Origin of the sequence: Mesorhizobium sp. (genome assembly GCF_017306585.1) — a bacterium.
GTDB lineage: Bacteria > Pseudomonadota > Alphaproteobacteria > Rhizobiales > Rhizobiaceae > Mesorhizobium.
Genome location: NZ_JAFKIC010000161.1, coordinates 1 through 18,605 on the forward strand (window position 1 = coordinate 1; position 18,605 = coordinate 18,605).

At 63.9% G+C, this 18,605-nt stretch carries 17 protein-coding genes, 1 tRNA gene and 1 pseudogene; 7 read left to right on the plus strand and 12 right to left on the minus strand.

Translation table 11 applies throughout. The annotated features are described in order from the left end of the window. Positions 1–180: 180 nt before the first annotated feature. From J0I79_RS18605 to J0I79_RS18625, 5 genes and pseudogenes are all read right to left on the minus strand, one after another. A pseudogene (locus tag J0I79_RS18605) lies at positions 181–1,335 on the minus strand (aldehyde dehydrogenase family protein); the annotation flags it as partial. Between the two features lie 54 nt (positions 1,336–1,389). Then, positions 1,390–2,166 (minus strand): enoyl-CoA hydratase/isomerase family protein, encoded by a 777-nt coding sequence (locus J0I79_RS18610; protein WP_292861910.1) that lies wholly within the window; start codon positions 2,164–2,166, stop codon positions 1,390–1,392. Continuing rightward, positions 2,159–3,760: an acyl CoA:acetate/3-ketoacid CoA transferase gene (locus tag J0I79_RS18615; protein ID WP_292861913.1), complete on the minus strand. Its 1,602-nt coding sequence runs from the start codon at positions 3,758–3,760 to the stop codon at positions 2,159–2,161. The genes J0I79_RS18610 and J0I79_RS18615 overlap by 8 nt, the downstream gene beginning before the upstream one ends. After that, the gene (locus tag J0I79_RS18620; protein WP_292861917.1) at positions 3,757–4,773 is read right to left on the minus strand and encodes a Gfo/Idh/MocA family oxidoreductase; all 1,017 of its coding nucleotides are present in this window, start codon (positions 4,771–4,773) and stop codon (positions 3,757–3,759) included. The genes J0I79_RS18615 and J0I79_RS18620 overlap by 4 nt, the downstream gene beginning before the upstream one ends. Then, positions 4,770–5,828: a LacI family DNA-binding transcriptional regulator gene (locus J0I79_RS18625; RefSeq protein WP_292861919.1), complete on the minus strand. Its 1,059-nt coding sequence runs from the start codon at positions 5,826–5,828 to the stop codon at positions 4,770–4,772. Before J0I79_RS18625 ends, J0I79_RS18620 begins: the two co-directional genes overlap by 4 nt. Before the next feature lie 238 nt (positions 5,829–6,066). Here J0I79_RS18625 and J0I79_RS18630 point away from each other — a divergent pair, with 238 nt between their 5' ends. The 4 genes from J0I79_RS18630 to J0I79_RS18645 all read left to right on the plus strand — a co-directional run bounded on the left by J0I79_RS18630 (position 6,067) and on the right by J0I79_RS18645 (position 10,792). Continuing rightward, a complete protein-coding gene (locus J0I79_RS18630; RefSeq protein ID WP_292861921.1) occupies positions 6,067–7,221 on the plus strand; it encodes a dihydrodipicolinate synthase family protein in 1,155 nt (384 codons plus the stop codon). A 100-nt stretch (positions 7,222–7,321) separates the two neighbouring features. Then, complete coding sequence (gene gmd / locus J0I79_RS18635; protein WP_292861924.1) at positions 7,322–8,389, plus strand: GDP-mannose 4,6-dehydratase; 1,068 nt, start codon at positions 7,322–7,324, stop codon at positions 8,387–8,389. An 8-nt stretch (positions 8,390–8,397) separates the two neighbouring features. Beyond that, positions 8,398–9,366 (plus strand): GDP-L-fucose synthase, encoded by a 969-nt coding sequence (locus J0I79_RS18640; protein WP_292861927.1) that lies wholly within the window; start codon positions 8,398–8,400, stop codon positions 9,364–9,366. A 22-nt stretch (positions 9,367–9,388) separates the two neighbouring features. Then, the gene (locus J0I79_RS18645; protein ID WP_292861930.1) at positions 9,389–10,792 is read left to right on the plus strand and encodes a hypothetical protein; all 1,404 of its coding nucleotides are present in this window, start codon (positions 9,389–9,391) and stop codon (positions 10,790–10,792) included. A 74-nt stretch (positions 10,793–10,866) separates the two neighbouring features. Here J0I79_RS18645 and J0I79_RS18650 read toward each other — a convergent pair. Beyond that, positions 10,867–10,941, minus strand: a tRNA-Val gene (locus J0I79_RS18650). Between the two features lie 114 nt (positions 10,942–11,055). After that, entirely contained in the window at positions 11,056–11,418 is a 363-nt protein-coding gene (cpdR, locus tag J0I79_RS18655; protein WP_006199474.1) for a cell cycle two-component system response regulator CpdR, read from the minus strand. A gap of 162 nt (positions 11,419–11,580) precedes the next feature. Between cpdR and J0I79_RS18660 the strand changes: the two genes are divergently transcribed. Together J0I79_RS18660 and hisN are read left to right on the plus strand one after the other, a co-directional pair. Next, on the plus strand, positions 11,581–12,522 hold the full coding sequence (locus J0I79_RS18660; RefSeq protein WP_292861933.1) for an N-formylglutamate amidohydrolase: 942 nt from the start codon (positions 11,581–11,583) through the stop codon (positions 12,520–12,522). A gap of 327 nt (positions 12,523–12,849) precedes the next feature. Then, complete coding sequence (gene hisN / locus J0I79_RS18665) at positions 12,850–13,623, plus strand: histidinol-phosphatase (protein ID WP_292861936.1); 774 nt, start codon at positions 12,850–12,852, stop codon at positions 13,621–13,623. 21 nt (positions 13,624–13,644) lie between these two features. Here hisN and J0I79_RS18670 read toward each other — a convergent pair whose 3' ends face one another. The 4 genes from J0I79_RS18670 to J0I79_RS18685 all read right to left on the minus strand — a co-directional run bounded on the left by J0I79_RS18670 (position 13,645) and on the right by J0I79_RS18685 (position 16,089). Beyond that, entirely contained in the window at positions 13,645–14,475 is an 831-nt protein-coding gene (locus tag J0I79_RS18670; RefSeq protein ID WP_292861939.1) for an AraC family transcriptional regulator, read from the minus strand. Positions 14,476–14,570: 95 nt separating this feature from the next. Beyond that, positions 14,571–14,816 carry a DUF1127 domain-containing protein gene (locus J0I79_RS18675; protein WP_292861942.1) on the minus strand — a complete coding sequence of 82 codons (246 nt, stop codon included), beginning with the start codon at positions 14,814–14,816 and terminating at the stop codon, positions 14,571–14,573. 3 nt (positions 14,817–14,819) lie between these two features. Beyond that, on the minus strand, positions 14,820–14,975 hold the full coding sequence (locus J0I79_RS18680; protein ID WP_292861945.1) for a hypothetical protein: 156 nt from the start codon (positions 14,973–14,975) through the stop codon (positions 14,820–14,822). A 154-nt stretch (positions 14,976–15,129) separates the two neighbouring features. Next, on the minus strand, positions 15,130–16,089 hold the full coding sequence (locus J0I79_RS18685; RefSeq protein WP_292861948.1) for an alpha/beta hydrolase: 960 nt from the start codon (positions 16,087–16,089) through the stop codon (positions 15,130–15,132). A gap of 481 nt (positions 16,090–16,570) precedes the next feature. On the opposite strand from J0I79_RS18685, the gene J0I79_RS18690 reads away from it, so the two are divergent. Beyond that, complete coding sequence (locus J0I79_RS18690; RefSeq protein ID WP_292861951.1) at positions 16,571–17,038, plus strand: Hsp20 family protein; 468 nt, start codon at positions 16,571–16,573, stop codon at positions 17,036–17,038. 86 nt (positions 17,039–17,124) lie between these two features. Here J0I79_RS18690 and J0I79_RS18695 read toward each other — a convergent pair whose 3' ends face one another. After that, on the minus strand, positions 17,125–18,177 hold the full coding sequence (locus J0I79_RS18695; RefSeq protein WP_292861954.1) for a low specificity L-threonine aldolase: 1,053 nt from the start codon (positions 18,175–18,177) through the stop codon (positions 17,125–17,127). Positions 18,178–18,605: the final 428 nt, after the last annotated feature.

Consider the following 18,605-nt stretch of genomic DNA (forward strand, 5'->3'; position numbering starts at 1 on the left):
GCAGCCGCTTCGCCGCCCGACGTCCACCAATGCAGCATCTGCACTTCCTTGACGTCCGCGGCATGCGCCGAGAACGCAAAGCTCGTCGCAAGAGCCGTTCCGATAAGCAGTTTGCGCAACATGTAGTACCTCCCTTGTTGCAGTCATATAACCGGCGGATGTCCGCCGGGGTCTCCCAACTCAGCCGACCCACCACCCGGTGCGCTGGCCGCGATGAAACTGGATTGTCTTTTCCTCGGTATAATCCTCGACGGCGCGTTTGCCGAGTTCGCGTCCAAGACCGGATTGCTTGTAGCCGCCGAAAGGCAGTTCCGGATAACCTTCCATGAACGTGTTCACCCAGACCGTCCCCGAACGCACGCCCCGCGCCACCGACATGCAGGTGTCGATGCTGGCGCTCCACACGCCTGCCGACAGACCATAGGGCGTGTTGTTGGCGATGTGCAACGCCTTTTCAATCGTTTCAAAAGTCAGCACCGACAGCACCGGACCAAACACTTCCTCGCGCGCGATGGCCATGTCCTGGGTGACGCCACGTAAGATGGTGGGATCGAGATATTGTCCGGCAGTCGAAGCCAATTGCTTGCCGCCGCTGTAGACAGTACTGCCTATACTTGCCGCCTCCGCCACGTAGCCGGTCACCTTGGCCATGTGGTCGGCCGAGATCATCGCGCCGACCTTGGTCCCGACATCGAGCGGATCGCCTACCGTTACCTTCGAGGTCAGCGCCTTCACGGCGGCCAGGAAATCATCGGCGATCGCCTCATGCACGATCAGCCGGCTGCCGGCATTGCAGCATTCGCCGGCGTTGAAGAAGCCGCCAAAGACGGCGGCGTCGGCGGCAGCCTTCAAGTCGGCGTCGGGGAAAACGATCTGGCCGTTCTTGCCGCCCAGTTCCATCGAGACTTTCTTGAGCGTGTCCGACGCAGCCGCCATGGTCATCTTGCCGACGCGCGTCGAGCCGGTGAAGGACACCATCTCGACCAGCGGATGGCTGACCATCGGCGCGCCGACATCGGCGCCGAGGCCGGCCAGGATGTTGACGACGCCTGCCGGCAGGCCGGCGTCGAGCAGGATGTCGCCGAGAACGAAGGTCGAGGCCGAGGTCATCTCGCTCGGCTTGACCACCGCCGTGCAGCCGGCGGCGAGCGCGAAGGGCAGTTTCTGGCTGACGATCAGGAACGGAAAATTCCACGGCGTGATGATCGAGACGACGCCGATCGGCTCGCGCAACACCACGCCCAGCATGGAATCGCCGAGATTGGCGTAGCTTTCGCCATGCAGCGTGCGGGCAAGCGAGGCGGCATAGCGCCAGATGTCGACCGCGCCGCCGACGCCTCGGCCGGCATGGAGATGTTGAGGGGGGCGTTCATGGCGCGTCACTTTTCCCTATGATCTTGAAAATGCTGGCTTCTGCTTGGCCTTGAAAGCGCCGACGCCAGCCTTGAGATCGCCGGTCAGCGCGATGAAGCCGCTGGCCAGCGCCTCGGTGGCGGCAGCGCTTTCCTCGCCTTCGGCCACGGCAATCATCAACTTGGCGGCTTCGGTCGCGAGCGGGCCGCGCTCGGCGATTTTTGCCGCCCAGGCCCTCGCTTCGTCCAGCGCCTTGCCGGTCTCGACGATCCGGTCGACAAGACCAACGGCCAGCGCGTCAGCTGCGAGGAAAATCTCGCCGCCGAGAGCCATGCGCCGTACGATCTGCGCGCCGAAGCGACGCACGGCGCGCTGCGTGCCCGACCAGCCGGGAACGACGCCGATCGAGGTTTCGGGAAAGCCGAGCTTGACCTGGGTTTCGGCGACGCGGAGATCGCAGGCCGCGGCCAGTTCCAGCCCGCCGCCCAGCGCATGGCCGGACAGCACCGCGATGGTGGGCTGGCGCAGGCGGGCCAGCCGGTCGAAGACGCGATGGCCGTAGCGCACCCATTGCACCTGGAAATCGGCCGCACTCATGGCGCCCCACGCCTCGACATCGCCGCCGGCGCAGAAGCCCTTGCCTTCGCCGCGGATGAGCACGACGCGCACGCCTTCGGCGAGTTCCGCCTCGTCGAGCGCTGCCTCGAGCGCGCGCAGCATCGGAATGTCGAGCGCGTTGAATTTTTCCGGCCGGCGCAGCGTGACGATGCCGATGGCGCCGTCCTGTTCGAAGGTGACGAGCCGCTCAGCCATGCCCGCCTCCGAGCGAAGCGCCGCCATTCAGCGACAGGCCGATCAACTGGTCGCGATAGAGCGCTTCCGGGGTCGTCTTGAGATCCCTGGCGACGCCCAGCGGGATTTCCGACTGCGCCAGCACATCGCGCTGCAGGTCGATGCCCGGTGTAAGCTCCGTGACGACAAGGCCTTCGGGAGTGAGCTTCATCACGCAGCGCTCGGTGACATAGGTGATGTCCTGCCCTTGAGCGACCGCGCGCTTGCCGGAGAAGGAGATGTGCTCGACCTCGTTGACCACCTTCTTGACCTTGCCCTCCGCGTCGATGCGGATGCCGCCTTCAGCGAGCGACAGCTTGGCGCCGGCGTTGAAGAAGCCGGAGAAGACGATCTTCCTGGCGCGCGAGGTGATGTCGACGAAGCCGCCGGCGCCGGCGGTGACATGTGGCCGTGCCGAAAGCCTGGAGACATTGACCGAGCCGTGGCGGTCGATCTGCAGGAAGGAGAGCAGCGAGGCGTCGAAACCGCCGGCCTGGAAATAGATGAACTGGTGCGGCGAGGGCATGATCGCCTCGGCGTTGGAGGCGCAGCCGAACTTGAAGTCGAGGAGCGGCACGCCGCCGACCGCGCCCTGCTCGATCACCCAGGTGACCTTGCCGTGCTGGCCTTCCTCGAGAAGGATGCGCGGCACATTGGCGGAGATGCCGAAGCCGATGTTGACGGCCATGCCGTCGCGCAGCTCCATCGCGACGCGTCGCGCGATGACCTTCTGGACGTTCATTTCCGCGGTGCGGAAGGTCGACAACGGCCGGAAGATCTCGCCCGAGATCGCCGGATCGTAAGGCGTCAGGGTCGTCTGCAACTGGTCGGGCGCGACAACGATGTGGTCGACGAGCACGCCCGGCACGCGCACGTCATGCGGCTTCAGCGTGCCGTTCTCGACGACGCGTTTGACCTGCGCGATCACGATGCCGCCATTGTTGCGGGCGGCGAGCGCCTGTTCGAGCCCGCCGAGATAGGCGCCTTCGTGCTCATAGGTGAGATTGCCGCGCTCGTCCGCCGTGGTGGCGCGGATGATCGAGACATCAGGGACGATGGCGCGGAAATAAAGCCATTCCTCGCCATCGAACTGCTGCACCGAAACGATGGGCTCGCTGGCCGCGTCGTTCATGGCGCAGCCCTGGTGGCGCGGGTCGGCAAAGGTGTCGAGCCCGACCTTGGTCAGCACGCCGGGGCGCTTGGCGGCGGCCTCGCGGTGCATGTCGAACAGGATGCCGGAGGGCACGTTGTAGGCGGCGACCGAATTGTCGCCGATCATCTTCCATATCTGCGGCGGCTCGGCCGAGGACGGACCCGACGGATAGGAGCCGCACAAGGTGCGCTTGAGCAGGCCGGGCTTTGCCAGATGATCGATGCCCTTGATGCCATACATGTCGCCGGCGGCGATCGGGTGGAGCGTCGTGATAGCCTTCGGGTGGCCTTCCCCATCGAAGCGCTCGCCGATCGCGGCAAGCACGGCGTCCGGGCAGCCAAGGCCGCTGGACGAGGATACGGAGACGACCATGCCGTCCTTGATCAGGCTGGCTGCCCGCGCCGCTGAAACGACCTTGCTCAATTCATGCTCCCGAGTTTCGGGTCGATCTTGACGGCCTTGCCGGAGGCCGCCGACTGGAGTGCCGCTTCGGCCGAGGCGAGCGACCAGACGCCGTCGTCACCCGAGGCGGAGGGGTGACCCTCGCCACGGATCGCGGCGTGGAAATGGCGCACCGACCTGACATAGAGGTCCTCGCGATCGAAGCTCAGCTGCTCCTCGCCTTGGGCGGTGCGCAATAGCACCGAGCCGTCCGGCTTTTGTGTCATCACATTGCTGGCGATGAGCGACCCCTCGGAGCCATGCACTTCGAAACCGGTGCCGGCGAATTTCGTCGTGAAGCCCTCATGCGATTGTGCGATGAGGCCAGACTTGAAACGCCAGACGCACATGGCGCCATCCTCCAGCCCGCTGCCCGCCATGCCGGCGGACTGGGTGAAGCAGGAAACCTCGACCGGATCGTCGCCGAGCACGAAACGCAGCGTGTCGGCGTCGTGCACCGTGATGTCGAGCACCACGCCGCCGCCCGCCTCGGGCCTGGCGATGCGCCAGCCCTGCAGATTTTCGGGCAGGAAGACGGAATGGAAGACGCGCGCGGCGATCGGCTTGCCGATGCGGCCGGCTGATATCGCGTCGCGCATGGCGCGATGCGCGCCGGCATTGCGCAGATGATGGTTGGTGCCGAGCACGATGCTCGCCTCACCGGCGGCGGCCACCATCTTTCGCGCGTCGGCGCTGGTCAGCGCCAGCGGCTTCTCGCACAGCACATGCTTTCCCGCCTTGATGGCGGCGAGCGCCTGTTCGAGGTGGAGCTCGTTGGTGGTCGAGATGTAGACCGCGTCGATCTCGGATCCGAGCAAGGCATCGAGGCTCGACACGGCCGATGGAATGCCATTCTCGCTGACATAGGCCGTTGCGCGCTCGGCGTTGGAACTCATCACCACCGCGATCTCGCCATCCGGCTGCGCGCGGATGGCGCCGATCATGAACTGCCTGGCGATCGTGCTGGCGCCGATCAGGCCCCACCGGATGCTCATGCGGGGCCTCCCGTTCCAGAGGGTCTGTTGCGTGTGCGGCGATCCGGGCCGCAGCTTTCCCGGACCACGAGATTGACCGCGCCGATATGGTCTTCGGCACGTGTGGTGCGCGACTGGATCATCTTGAGCATGACGTGCGCGGCGCGTTCGCCGAGGCCGGGCGTGTCGACCGCGACGCTGGTCAGCGCAGGCATATAGTGTTCGGCCTCGACCACGTCGTCGAAGCCGACAACGGCGAAATCCGGTCCGGGCTCGAGGCCGCGCTTGCGCAGCGCCAGCATGACGCCGAAGGCGACGGCGTCGTTGAAGCACAGTGCGGCTGTCGGCGGCTCGGCCATTGCGAGCGCCGTCTCCAGGCAGGCAATGCCGCCTCGGCGGCTGGTTTCGCCCTCGACAATGAGCGCGTCGCGGTCGGCGATGCCCAATGTTTCGCAGGCTTCGCGAAAGCCGCCCAGGCGCTCGTGATAGACCACAAGGTCGGAGGATCCGCCGAAGAAGGCCAGCTGGCGGTGCCCCTTGCCGATGAGGTGAGCGGTGGCGAGATAGGCGCCACGATGATTGTCCGGGGTGATCACCGGAATGCGGCTTTCCGGCAGGCGGCGCATGGCGAAAACGATGGGCACTCCCGCGGTCTCAAGCCGCCGGAACGCGCCTGGCGTCGTGCCGCGCGCGGGCGAGACAATGAGGCCGGCGACGCCCTGTTCCATAAGGGATTTCAGGACTTCTTCCTGGCGCACCGGGTTCTCCGCCGTATTGGCGATGAAGGGGACGATGCCGGCCGACTGGAAGACACGCTCCATGCCGACCGCCAGCTCGGCGAAGAAGGGATTGGTGAGGTCGTTAATGACCATGCCGATGACATTGGAATGGGCCTTGCGCAGATTGGCGGCGCCGCGGTTGTAGACGTAGCCGACATCCTCGATCGCCTTGCGCACCTTGACCGCGGTCTCAGGCCGGATCAGCCCGCTGCCCTGGAGCACGAGCGACACCGTCGATTTGGACACGCCTGCCTCGCGGGCGATGTCGAAGATCGTCGCTTTGGCCCGGCTGGCCATCCAGATGTCTCCTCCTGATTTTTGCATGAATTATTGGAACGTTCTAATCATCGCTCCAATCGAGAGTCAATCCGGATTTTTTCTCGACTCGGAAAATTGATAGCCTGGCACTATGAGCCTTGCTTTCAAACAGGTAGCGCGCTGCGATGCAGCAATTTTCTGGAAATAACCCAGGAATCTTAAAGGTTCTTGATTTATTGGAACGTTCCATTTATAGCCGCTTACAATGGAGAGATCGATGGATATTGCCTTGCCTGGCGAGGGTGGCCGCAGCACCCGTTACACGCTTGTCGGACAGCCGGTGCATCCGGTCGCCGGCGCGCGGTTCTCGCGCATCGCCTATGCCGCCGCGCATGTGGTCGCCGATCCCCTCGGCATGACCGATCCATGGTCGCGCCCGGTTATCGACTGGGACAAGACGATGGCGTTCCGTCATCATCTTTGGCGGCTCGGTTTCCGCATTGCCGAGGCGATGGATACTTCGCAGCGCGGCATGGGTTTCGACTGGGCGAGCGCCAGGGAACTTATCCGGCGTTCGGTCGCCGAGGCGCGAACCGTGCCGGGCGCCGATCTCGCCTCGGGCGCGGGCACCGACCACCTGGCGCCGGCGTCGGCCAGAACGCTTGAAGACGTGATCGCCGCCTATGAAGAGCAGTTCGCCTTCATCGAAGGGCTGGGCGGCAAGGCGATCATGATGGCCAGCCGCGCATTGGCGGCAGTCGCGCAGGGACCGGACGACTACGCCATCGTCTACGACCGCATTCTGCGGCAGGCCTCCGGCAAGGTCATCCTGCATTGGCTGGGCGATATGTTCGACCCTGCCTTGAAGGGTTATTGGGGCAGCGACAATTTCGAGGCCGCGCTCGACACGGTGGTCGCCATCATCGAGCGCCACGCGGATAAGGTCGAAGGCATCAAGATATCGCTGCTCGACGCCGCCAAGGAGGTTGCGTTGCGCGATCGGCTGCCGGACGGCGTGGTCATGTTCACCGGCGACGACTTCAACTATCCCGAACTGATCGCCGGCGACGGCAACCGGCATTCGCATGCGCTGCTCGGCATTTTCGATGCCATCGCGCCGGCCGCCAACGCGGCGCTGGCCAAGCTCGCCGCCGGCGACCGTGCCGGCTTTGACGCGCTGATGGCGCCAACCATGCCGCTGTCGCGCAAGATTTTCGAGGCGCCGACCGAGTACTACAAGGCCGGCATCGTCTTCATGGCGTGGCTCAATGGCCATCAGGATCATTTCTCGATGGTCGGCGGCATGCAGTCGGCGCGCGGCATCCGCCACTATGCCGACGTCTTTCGCCTCGCCGACCAGGCGGGATTGCTGGCCGATCCCGGCCTTGCCGTATCGCGGATGAAAAGTCTGTGTGCCGTGGCGGGCGGCTGAGCCGAACGCAATTTGCTCGGAAGAATCCCCCACGCGGGGGATTTGCGCTATTGGTTTCAGTCTGTATTGCAAAAGCGCGGATCAGCGGACCTGGGGTGCAATGGCAGAAAAAGTGGCCCTTATCACCGGGGCAACCGGCCAGGACGGGGCCTATCTCGCGCAACTGCTGTTGGCGAAGGGCTATGTCGTCCATGGCGTCAAGCGTCGTTCGTCCTCGTTCAACACCGAACGCGTCGACAGCATCTATGTCGATCCTCATGAGCGCGACGTCAGGTTCTTCCTGCACTATGGCGACCTGACCGACGCCGCCAACCTGATCCGCCTTGTGCAGGAGACGCAGCCCGACGAAATCTACAATCTCGGCGCCCAGAGCCACGTCCAGGTGAGCTTCGAGACGCCGGAATACACCGCCAACACAGATGCGTTGGGCGCGCTCAGGCTGCTTGAAGCAATCCGCATCCTGCGCCTGGAAGGGAAGGTGCGATTCTATCAGGCCTCGACCTCGGAACTCTACGGCAACGCGCTCGAGGTTCCACAGCGCGAGACGACACCCTTCCGCCCCCGGTCGCCTTACGCGGCGGCCAAGCTCTATGCCTATTGGACGACGGTAAACTATCGCGAGGCCTACGGCATGTTCGCGGCCAACGGCATTCTGTTCAATCACGAGAGCCCGCTGCGCGGCGAGACCTTCGTGACCCGCAAGATTACGCGTGCCGTCGCCTCTATCCATCATGGGTGCCAGGAAACGCTTTATCTCGGCAACATCGACGCCAGGCGCGACTGGGGCCATGCGCGCGATTATGTCGAGGGTATGTGGCGCATCCTCCAGCACGACGAGCCCGATGATTTCGTGCTGGCGAGCGGCGAGGCGCATTCGGTGCGCGAATTCGTCGAACTGGCCTTCGCCGAGATCGGGCGATCCATTCGCTGGCAGGGCAAGGGCGTCGACGAAATCGGGATCGATGACGGTTCCGGCGCCGTCGTGGTGCGCATCGACCCACGCTACTTCAGGCCAGCCGAGGTGGAACTGCTTGTCGGCGACCCGTCCAAGGCCCGGTCAAGGCTCGGCTGGTCGCATGTGACCGGGTTCAGGGAACTGGTGGCGGAGATGGTGCGCGCCGATCTGGCACGCTCGGTCGCCAACGCCAGGCCCGGCGGGCGTTTCTGAGGGGTGCGATGGCCGGAACCTTCGACCTCAGGGGCAAGCGGGTATTCGTGGCCGGGCATCGCGGGATGGTCGGTTCGGCCGTGGTGCGACGGCTGGCGGCCGAGGATTGCGAAATCCTCACTGTGCCTCGTGAGACGCTCGACCTCAGGGACCAGGCCGGTGTGCGGCGCTGGATGGCCGACCACCGGCCGGACGCGGTGGTGATAGCGGCGGCCAAGGTTGGCGGCATCCTGGCAAACGACCGCTTTCCCGTCGATTTCCTGAACGACAACCTCACCTTGCAGACCAACATTATCGACAGCGCCTTCCGCAGCGATGTGCGCAAACTGCTGTTCCTCGGCTCGTCCTGCATCTACCCGAAACTGGCGCCGCAGCCGATGCCGGAAGACGCGCTGCTGGGCGGGCCGCTGGAGCCCACCAATGAATGGTACGCGATCGCCAAGATCGCCGGGCTCAAGCTTTGCCAGGCGTATCGCCGCCAATATGGTGTCGACTACATCTCTGCGATGCCGACCAATCTCTACGGTCCGGGCGACAATTTCGACCTCGATAGCAGCCACGTCATTCCCGCGCTGATGCGCAAGGCGCATGCGCTGAAGCGTTCCGGCGGCAAGACGCTCGAGGTCTGGGGGTCGGGCAAGCCGATGCGGGAGTTCCTTTACGTCGACGATGCCGCCGATGCGCTGGTCTTCCTGCTGAAAAATTACTCCGGCGACAGTCACGTCAATGTCGGGACGGGAGAGGATATCAGTATTGCGGACCTTGCGGGCGCGGTTGTATCCGTCGTCGGTGGCGATGCGAGGATCACGTTCGATCCGACGAGGCCGGATGGCATGCCGCGCAAGCTGATGGATGTCTCGCGCCTGTTTGCCACTGGCTGGCGCCCTCGATATGCGCTGCGCAGCGGGCTGGAACGCACATATGCATGGTTTCTCCACCACCTTGAAAAGGGCGATGTCCGGCTCGGGCCGAGATGATCCGCGACAACCGCCGCTGATCGTGGCAACCAGGACGGATGGCCTGGGTGGCCGTCTGCTGGCCATGGCCAATGCGAAAACCCTCGCGGACAGGCTCGGCTACCGGTTCGGGTTTACCTGGAACAGCAGGAAGATCACCGACCAGGAATCCCATACCGTCGACCTGGTGCAAAATATCTTCTCGGCGGAGTTCATCGCCAGACACTGGCTGGGCGAGAAGATCAGGAGCGCGGATTTCGATATTCTTGGTAACACCGCCTTCGCTCCATCGGACCTCGAGGCAATGGCAAGTCGGGGAGGGCGGCGCGGCTGGATCTGCAACGAATTCAATGCGCTCGATTTTTTCCGTGATGGCGGCTCCAGTCCGCTCCAGCGGTCCGAAACGCTGCGCGGCTTCGGCTTCGCGTCAGCCGTGTGGCGGGCGCTCGACGCGGCCGCCACATGCCGCCTGCCCGGTCCGATGGCCGCGTTGCATCTTCGCAGTGGCGACATTGTCCATGGTTCCAACCGCAGAAGGCTGATTTTCGCCGACAAGGTCATTCCGTCGACCTTGGCCAAGGCGATCGTGTCGGAACTCTCGTCGAAAGGCCTGACGACCCTGCTCGTCGGCCAGGATCGCGCGATGCTCGACTATCTCCAGGCGCGAACCGGTGCGCTGCGCACCGACGATTTCGGCGCCGGAGAGTTCAAGGACGAAGCCCTCGGCGCATTCTTCGAAATGGCGCTGATGGCAAGGTGCCGGCAGATCCATGCCGGCACGAGCATCTACGCGGTCGTCGCATCCGTCATGGGCGATATGCCTTGCGTCGGCCCGGGTGCGCTGTTCGGCAAGTCGCGGGCGGCCGATATCATCCTGGAGGAATTGCGGACGAACGAGGCCGACTATCATCCGCTGGAGGCTGCCTTCGGCTATCAATGGACCTTCCTCGCCCTGGAAGGCGAGACCAGTCCGACGCGGGCGAGGGAACTCCTGAACAAGGCGCAGGCCCTGGATCCCGAGAACGACGGCTATGATCTGAAAATGGCGGCTGCCCATTTTCGCGACGGAGATTATGCAGCCGGCGAGGCGATCCTGAAATCGCGCATGCTGAGCCAAGCCCGGTTGCGTAGGAAGATTCCCTTGCCGATCATGGACATCATGACCAATCTGATGGGAGGCTGGCTGGTGATGGAGCGGGATTTCGAGTTTTTCTTCGCGGCGGCAAGGGCAGGCCACCCCTATGCCATGGCATGCTCGGCCTATGTCCTCCTGGAGGCCCTGGGGGACCAGGCATCGGCGGTCGAAATGGCGGACAGGCTGGTGACGATGGAGCCCGGAAATCCGATCTTCCGGCGGATCAGGCGCCGGGTGGGGATGGGCCGGAAGCCGAGATCCGGAGGGCTGGCCAAGGCAAAGTGGCGGCTTGGCCGGCTGCGGTGGGGTTGATGATCCACAAACAACCAGTCAGCCGAACGGCGGAGCCATCGTCTTACGGATCAAATCGAAATGTCTGGAGTGGATGGTGGGCGTGACAAGGATTGAACTTGTGACCCCTGCAATGTCAATGCAGTGCTCTCCCGCTGAGCTACACGCCCATCCGATGCCGCGCATACACCATTTTTGGTCCGGCGCGTCAATAGCAGGAAAAAGGAAAAACCCGTCGTCCGGCCGAGCCTGTGGAATAGTGCCCACGGCCCGTCATGGGCGGCTCAAGCCGCCTGCAGCATCTTCTCGACCTCGTTGACGAGATCGCGCAGGTGGAAGGGCTTCGACAGCACCTTGGCGTCTTTCGGCGCCTTGGAATCGGGGTTCAGCGCCACGGCGGCGAAGCCGGTGATGAACATGACCTTGAGGTCGGGGTCGATCTCGGTGGCGCGCCGCGCCAGCTCGATGCCGTCCATCTCCGGCATGACGATGTCGGTCAGAAGCAGCGAGAACGGCTCCTCGCGCAGCCGCTCATAGGCGCTGGCGCCATTGTCGAAATCGCTGACCTGGTAGCCGGCGCGCTCCAGCGCCTTGACGAGGAAACGGCGCATATCGTCGTCGTCTTCCGCCAAAAGAATGCGTGCCATGATGTCCCGTCCGAATCACCCGCCCCAGACTGCCGCCAGGCAAGCCCGTTAACCATCCTGTATATGAGGAGGTGAGAGTAAACATCAAGTGAACGCGGACGCGTCCGGCTCACATTTGCCGGGTGATGCGGCCGCCGAAATGCTGGACACGCGGCCGGCAAGGTGGCAGGTTCATGCCATGATGCACTGGTGTTTCCGGGTTCGTTCAAATTGAAGACGGCAGCCGAGGATTTTTCGGTCATTCCACCCTTCGAAATCCGGTCGGGCGCCGAGCAGCGCGTCCCTTTCCTGTTCAATTCTCCGCATAGCGGCCGCTACTATCCGGAACGCTTTCTCGCCATGGCGAGGCTCGATCGCAACGCCATCCGGCGCTCCGAGGACTGCTACGTCGACGAGCTGTTCGGCGGCGCCGTGGCGCTCGGCGCGCCAATGCTGGCGGCGAATTTTCCGCGCGCTTATCTCGACGTCAATCGCGAGCCTTGGGAGCTCGACCCGCGCATGTTCGCCGAGCCGGTGCCGTCCTTCTGCAACATCCGCTCGGCGCGGGTGGCTGGCGGGCTTGGCACCGTGCCGAAGCTGGTGGGCGAGGGGCTCGACATCTATGCGGGCCGCTTGCCGCTGGCCGAAGCGATTGCCCGCATCGAGGCCGTCTACAAGCCCTATCACGAAACGCTGAAACGGCTTCTGACCAGGACCCATGCCCGCTTCGGCTTTGCCGTGCTGATCGACTGCCATTCGATGCCGGCAAGCATTCGTGTCGGCGACAGCGGCCTGCGGCCGGACTTCATCATCGGCGACCGTTTCGGCATCTCGGCCAGCGCCGCGCTGACCGAAACCGCGATCGGCCTGCTGTCCGCGATGGGCTATACCGTCGCTCACAACAAACCCTATGCGGGTGGTTTCATCACCGAGCATTATGGCCGCCCGGCGCGTCATCTTCATGCGCTGCAGATCGAGGTCAATCGCGGGCTCTACATGAACGAGCGGACATTCGAGAAGTCGGCCGGCTTCGATGCACTGGCCGACGATCTGACACGGTTCTGCGCCGACCTGATGGCGATGCCCGACCATCATTTCGTCGACCTGCCGCTGGCCGCGGAGTGAAAACCGCGCCTTGAGCAAGGCATCCGGATTGGCGGGTTAAAAAAAGACCGCATCGTTTTCACGATACGGTCGAAGTCTAGGGAGGAAACGCCCAAGGAGGGCATGGACAGGAAAACCTGTCCGAGAACAAGCGTATTGTGCGCTGCACAAATGTCAAGCGACCCCTGGGTCTTTTTAATTCAGAGTGATGTGGAAATTGCGTTTCGGTGATGCCTATGTGACATTTGGGCAACTGTTAACGCGACGGATAAATCGATAAACAGCCTTGTTTTGGCAGAAAAGTCGCGGGAACGCCCGATCAGGGCGTAGGCGAGGCGGGAGAATCAGTTGGACATCAGCATCGATTTCATGCGCCGTATCGCGCGGGCGGCAGCGGCGGAGACCTTGCCGCGCTTTCGGGCGCAGGGCGCCGTGGCCAACAAGGAAAAGGGCAGTTTCGACCCGGTCACCGAGGCCGATCGCGAGACCGAACGCGCCATCCGCGCGCTGATCTCGGCCGAGTATCCCGACCACGGCATCCTCGGCGAGGAGCATGGCAGCGAGAACACTTCCAGCAAACATGTCTGGGTGATCGATCCTATCGACGGCACGCGCGCCTTCATCTCCGGCCTGCCGGTGTGGGGGACGCTGGTCGGGCTGACGGTCGATGGCGACGCGGTCGCCGGCATGATGGCGCAGCCCTTCACCGGAGAGCTTTTCTACGCCAATGCCTCCGGTTCCCACTACGAGGGACCGGGCGGCCCGCGAAAGCTGGCGACCCGCAAGACGACAAGGCTCGACGACGCAACGCTGTTCACCACCACGCCGGCTCTGTTCAAGGGCGAGGCGCGCACGCGCTACGATGCGTTCGAGAAGACGGTTCAGCTCGCCCGCTACGGGGCCGATTGCTATGCCTTCGCCATGATCGCCTCGGGCAGCGTCGACATCGTCGCCGACCCCGGTTTGAAGCCCTATGACATCGTGGCGCTGATCCCGATCATCGAGAAGGCGGGCGGCGTCGTCACCACCTTCGATGGCGGACCGGCGGAGAAGGGCGGCGATGTGCTGGCGGCTGCGACGCCGGAGCTTCACGCCGCTGCGATGGCCGCCTTGCGCGGCTGAGGCGCGCCCGGCTTCGATCGGTCAGCGCGGTTTGATCGAACGCTGGAATTCCGCCGGCGTTCGCCCGTAGACCTGCCGGAAGGCGGCGCTGAAATGGCTGTGGCTGGAAAAGCCCAGATCCATGCCGAGCGTGGTCAGATTGTCGTAGCTGCCGAGCAGGTCCAGCGCCCGCGCTAGCCGCAGGCGCAGGTGATAGCGATAGAGCGGCATCGCCTCGACCTGCTGGAAAACCTGCGTCAGATAGACCGGGGAAACGCCGACCTCGGCGGCAATTCCGGCCAGCGTCCAGCGTCGCGACAGGTCCGATGATAAAACCAGCTTGGCGCGGTCGACGAGCTTCTGCCGTCCCGGGCTGGCGGCTGCCCCATGCGAGGTGCGTTCGCCGAGCGAGCGCCGCACGAGTGTCAAGGCAAGCGTTTCGGCCTCCAGCGTTTCGGCGACCTTGCGGCTGAGGCTGTGGCGCAGCAATGCCACCAGCGCCTGCGCGCGCGGGTCGATGCGCCGACGCTGGCGTCGAAAAGCTAGGACGTCGCCGGCGCGCAACTGTTCGCTCGGCGTCAGTTCGCGCAGTTGTTCTTCGTCGACAACGATATCCAGGCAGGCGTCACCGCCCTCGACGGGATGGCTCACCTGGTAAGGTTCCGCCTCGTTGAAGAACAGCAGCTGGTTAGCTTCGGCCACGGCGTCGTTGCGGCCGACATGGCGCACGAAGACGCCGCGATAGGGGAAAACCAGATGCGTGGCCGCCGTGCACTCCTCGTCGCTCCTGTGCCGGCATTCACCGCTGCAGACGATATCCCGCACCCTGACGATGCCGGTGTCCAGAAGCGGCCGAACCGTGAATTGCGACATGGCCGTTCTGTACTCCTGCTGTGCCGGCTCGTTTGCCGGCACTTTACGCAAGCGGCCTGCCCGATCCTGTCAGGAGACTTCGCGACATGCACGTCTCACAAGCGGCGTCTGAATTCCGAATAGGCCTGGCCGCGCGACAAGCCGATATCCTTGAGCTGTTCGTCACTCATTTCGAGCAGAGCGAGGCGGCTCCGGCGCTTCTCCATGTGGCGGCCGAGCCATCCAGCGACTGCCGCGCATTGGGCCCGCAAGGACCGCTGGATGGTTGCGAGACTGAAAGCCGACGCACTTGGCGGCGACTTACCGGCCAGGCGCTGCGCGGCTGCATGATCGGGGCGCATGGCTCACTCCTTGTCGGTGGCGGCAGCGGAAGCGCCGGCTTCGTTCAGCGCCTGGGCGCATTCCTCGCAGCAGACCTCAACGGTCTTGCCGCCGACCTTGACGCGGATCGGGTTGGCATCGAGCTGGCAATCGCAGGCGGCACAGGTTTTCTGGGGCATGATCTCAACTCCATGGCGTTCGGTTCGACGCATGGAGATGAGCATTCCGCAGCCCGTCCGGGCTGTCAGAATCTTTAGGAGTTTGCGCGCTCCTCGGGGCGGAGGGCCGCCCTTCCTGACAACGGTGTGTCAGCTGTGCCTGTTCGCGGCTGGGTCAGGCCGTCGGGTCGTCGGAGCCCGGGACGAACGCGTCGAAGGCGGCGAGGAATTGTTCGCGGTACAGGTCGACTTCCTGCAGGATTTCGTGCTTGGCGCCGTCGATCATCAGCATCGAGCCGAGCCTCAGGCTGCGGGCGTATGCCTCGACCGCCTTGGTCGACACGACCTGGTCGTTGCCGGCGGCGATGATCAGCAGGGGCACCTGAATTCCCGCCATGAAGTCGGGATCGCAAACGGCCTCCGACGCCTTCGCCGCCGCCTGCAGCCAGCGGATCGTCGGGCCGCCAAGCGCCATTTTCGGATACTCTTCGTAGATGCGCGTGTTGCGGCGATAGCGCTGCCGATCCGTCGTCACCTTGTTTTCCTCGAAAGGCAGCGTGTGTCGCGGCCGTGGCCCCCAGGCCGCGTAGAGCCGGCCGAGCCCGACAGCGGAGAAAACCGAGCAGATGCGGCGGACCGTCCTGATCGAGACCGGCAGATCGGGCAGCGTCAGGAATGGGGCGATCAGCACCATGCGCCGCACGCGGTTGACCATCGACGGCGAGGCCAGCAGCGCGACCACCGCCCCGGCGGAGTGGGCGAGGATGTAATACGGCCCACGGCAATCGGGCAGCACGATCTCCTCGAAAAACTGCTCCAGGTCGGCGGTGTAGTCGCGAAACGACCTGACATAGCCACGCTGACGGTCGCGTATCAGGCGAGAGGAATCGCCCTGGCCGCGCCAGTCCAGCGTGGCGACGCCAAAGCCCCGGGCAGCAAGGTCGCGAATGGTCTCGAAATATTTTTCGATACACTCGTTGCGGCCGCCGAGCAGCACCACCGTGCCCCGCATCGGCCGGGCAACCGCTGTGAACAGGCCATAGCGGATCGTCTTACCGTCACGCGTGGTGAAGAAGCCGCCGGCGGCGTTTTCCGGCCGAGGATTATCGGCAGTGTCGTGGAAAATGTCTGTCATTCGGCGCTTTGTGCTCGGCGTCTTCCCGGGCCTACCGGTCGCGGCTGGCCTTACTCAAGGTGATAGACGCCAATGCATCAAAAGCAAAGCAAATCCGGGCCATGCCTGGCTGGAACGGGGGAAGGCCGGAAGCCGCTTGCTGGCGTGCTTCCGGCCTCTGTCGATCCGGGAGGAAGGGACGTTGACACCCGGTTCGGCCTCGTTTGCGGCGCCCTTCAGATCCGGCGCTGCCAATCCTTGATCCTGGGTTCAATGTAGCGCGGCCTGTCTGAACGCGCGCCGAAGCGCCGGTTCATCTGCCGTTCATCAAGCGTCGGGGCTTTCCATTTTTTGCCGTCGGGCGAAGCTTGAAATGCATTCGGGCGCTCCCCAGATGTGGGTTGCGGTCGCCGATGTCGGGTCCGCTGGTCCTCCCGAAACGCCGCTCACGGGTTTCGCACCGACCATACGCAAACCATGTTGCTCAACAGGAGAACACCTCATGCGTCACGTTGATTTTTCCCCGCTTTACCGCTCCACCGTCGGCTTCGACCGGCTCTTCACCATGCTGGATTCTCTTGCGCAGCCCGATGGCGCGCAGACCTATCCGCCCTACAACATCGAGCGCACCGGCGAGGATTCCTATCGCATCTCGATGGCGGTCGCTGGCTTCTCGGACGAGGAGATCTCGATCGAGGCCCACCGCAATGTGCTGACCGTGAAGGGCGAGCGCAAGGACGAGGGCACCGGTGAAGGTTCCGAACTGCTCTATCGCGGCATTGCCTCCAGGGCCTTCGAGCGCCGCTTCCAGCTTGCCGACCATGTCGACGTCGTCGGCGCCAACCTGAAGAACGGCCTGCTCTTCGTCGACCTGAAGCGCAACATTCCCGAGGAATTGAAGCCGCGCAAGATCGAGATCACCTCGGCTCCGGCCAAGGCCAAGCAGATCGAGGCCAAAACGGCCGCGTAACGAGGCCTCTGGCTAAGATATAAGTCTCCTCCCGAGACGGAAGCGGCGCCGAGAGGCGCCGCTTTTTTGTTGTCCGGAAAGGCCTGTTATCCCGCGATCAACTGGCCGAAGCGGTCGACCTCTTCCGATGTGGTGGCAAAGCTGGTGACGAAGCGGTAGAGGACCTCGTCCTCGCCGATATGCCCATCGAACCCATGCGGCTTGTGCCAGTCATAGAAGGCGGCGCCCGCCGCCTGCAGCCTGTCGGCCTCGCTCTTCTTCATGACGGCGAAGACTTCGTTGGCCTGCGGCAGCCAGGCGAGCTTCGCCGACTGCGAATCCTCGATGGCCGCCGCGAGCCGGGCGGCCATGGCATTGGCATGGCGTGCCGTGTCGAGCCACAGCCCGTCCTTGAAATAGGCCTCGAATTGCGCCGCGACGAAGCGCGACTTGGAAAACAGCTGCGCGGCGCGTTTGCGCAGGAAGGCCAGTTCCTTGGCGCGGTCGAGGTCGAACAGCACAATGGCCTCGGCGCACCAGCAGCCATTCTTGGTGCCGCCGAAGGACAGGATGTCGACGCCGCGCTTCCAGGTCATTTCGGCCGGCGTGGTGTCGAGCGCGGCCAGCGCATTGGCAAAGCGGGCGCCGTCCATATGGAGCGGCAGGGAGTGTTTCTTGGCGATGGCCGAGATCGCGGCAATGTCGTCCAGCCCGTAGACAGTGCCGACCTCGGTCGACTGAGTGATCGAGATGGCCATCGGCCGGCCCCAATGCACGACCTCGCCGGCGAAACGGCCGACCGCCTTTTCCAGATTGTGCGGCTCGATCCTTCCCAGCGCGCCATCCACGGCGTGCAGCCGCGAGCCGCCCGAGAAATATTCCGGCGCACCGCACTCGTCCTCGATGACATGCGATTCGCGATGGGCGAAGGAAATGCCGCCAGGCTTGTTGAAGGTGGTCAGCGACAGCGAGTTGGCCGCCGTGCCGGTCGCCACGAAGAACACGGCCACCTCACGCTCGAAAATCTCGCTGAACCTGGTGTAGACGGCCTGGTCGAGAGCGCCGTCGCCATAGGCCGTTGAAAAGCCGCCGGCCGCGGCCGACAGGCCGGAAACGATGTTGGGATGGGCGCCTGCCCAATTGTCGGAAGCGAAGAACATGCATCTGCCTGTGTTGGGGAAATCGGCGCGGAGTTGACCGGTTTCACGCGCCCGCCGCAAGGGCCACGGACCGGAAAATCGTTGAAGCCAATGCCGGGCGTGGCCTTCAAGGTAACGACTGAAGCTTACGTTTTTTGTCAACTTCAGGTAATTTTATGTCGCCGAAGGCTCAAGTTTTTTGTGAATCGGTCTTGTGCGTCCCGGGGAATTCTGCCATAAAAATTTAGGACAGTAGTGCTGTCTTATTTTGTCGCACAAAACAGGCTGGATTGGCGTAACATATGGGCCTCTCCGGCTGTTGCCGCGAGCGACAGGTGGACGGCCGGCAACTGGCCAGTACGATACCAGACGCGAACCATGCGAAGCGATGCATGGCTCGGCAAGGATTTCGCAAGACGTGCCGCAAGGATGAAGGGTGAGCCAAGCGC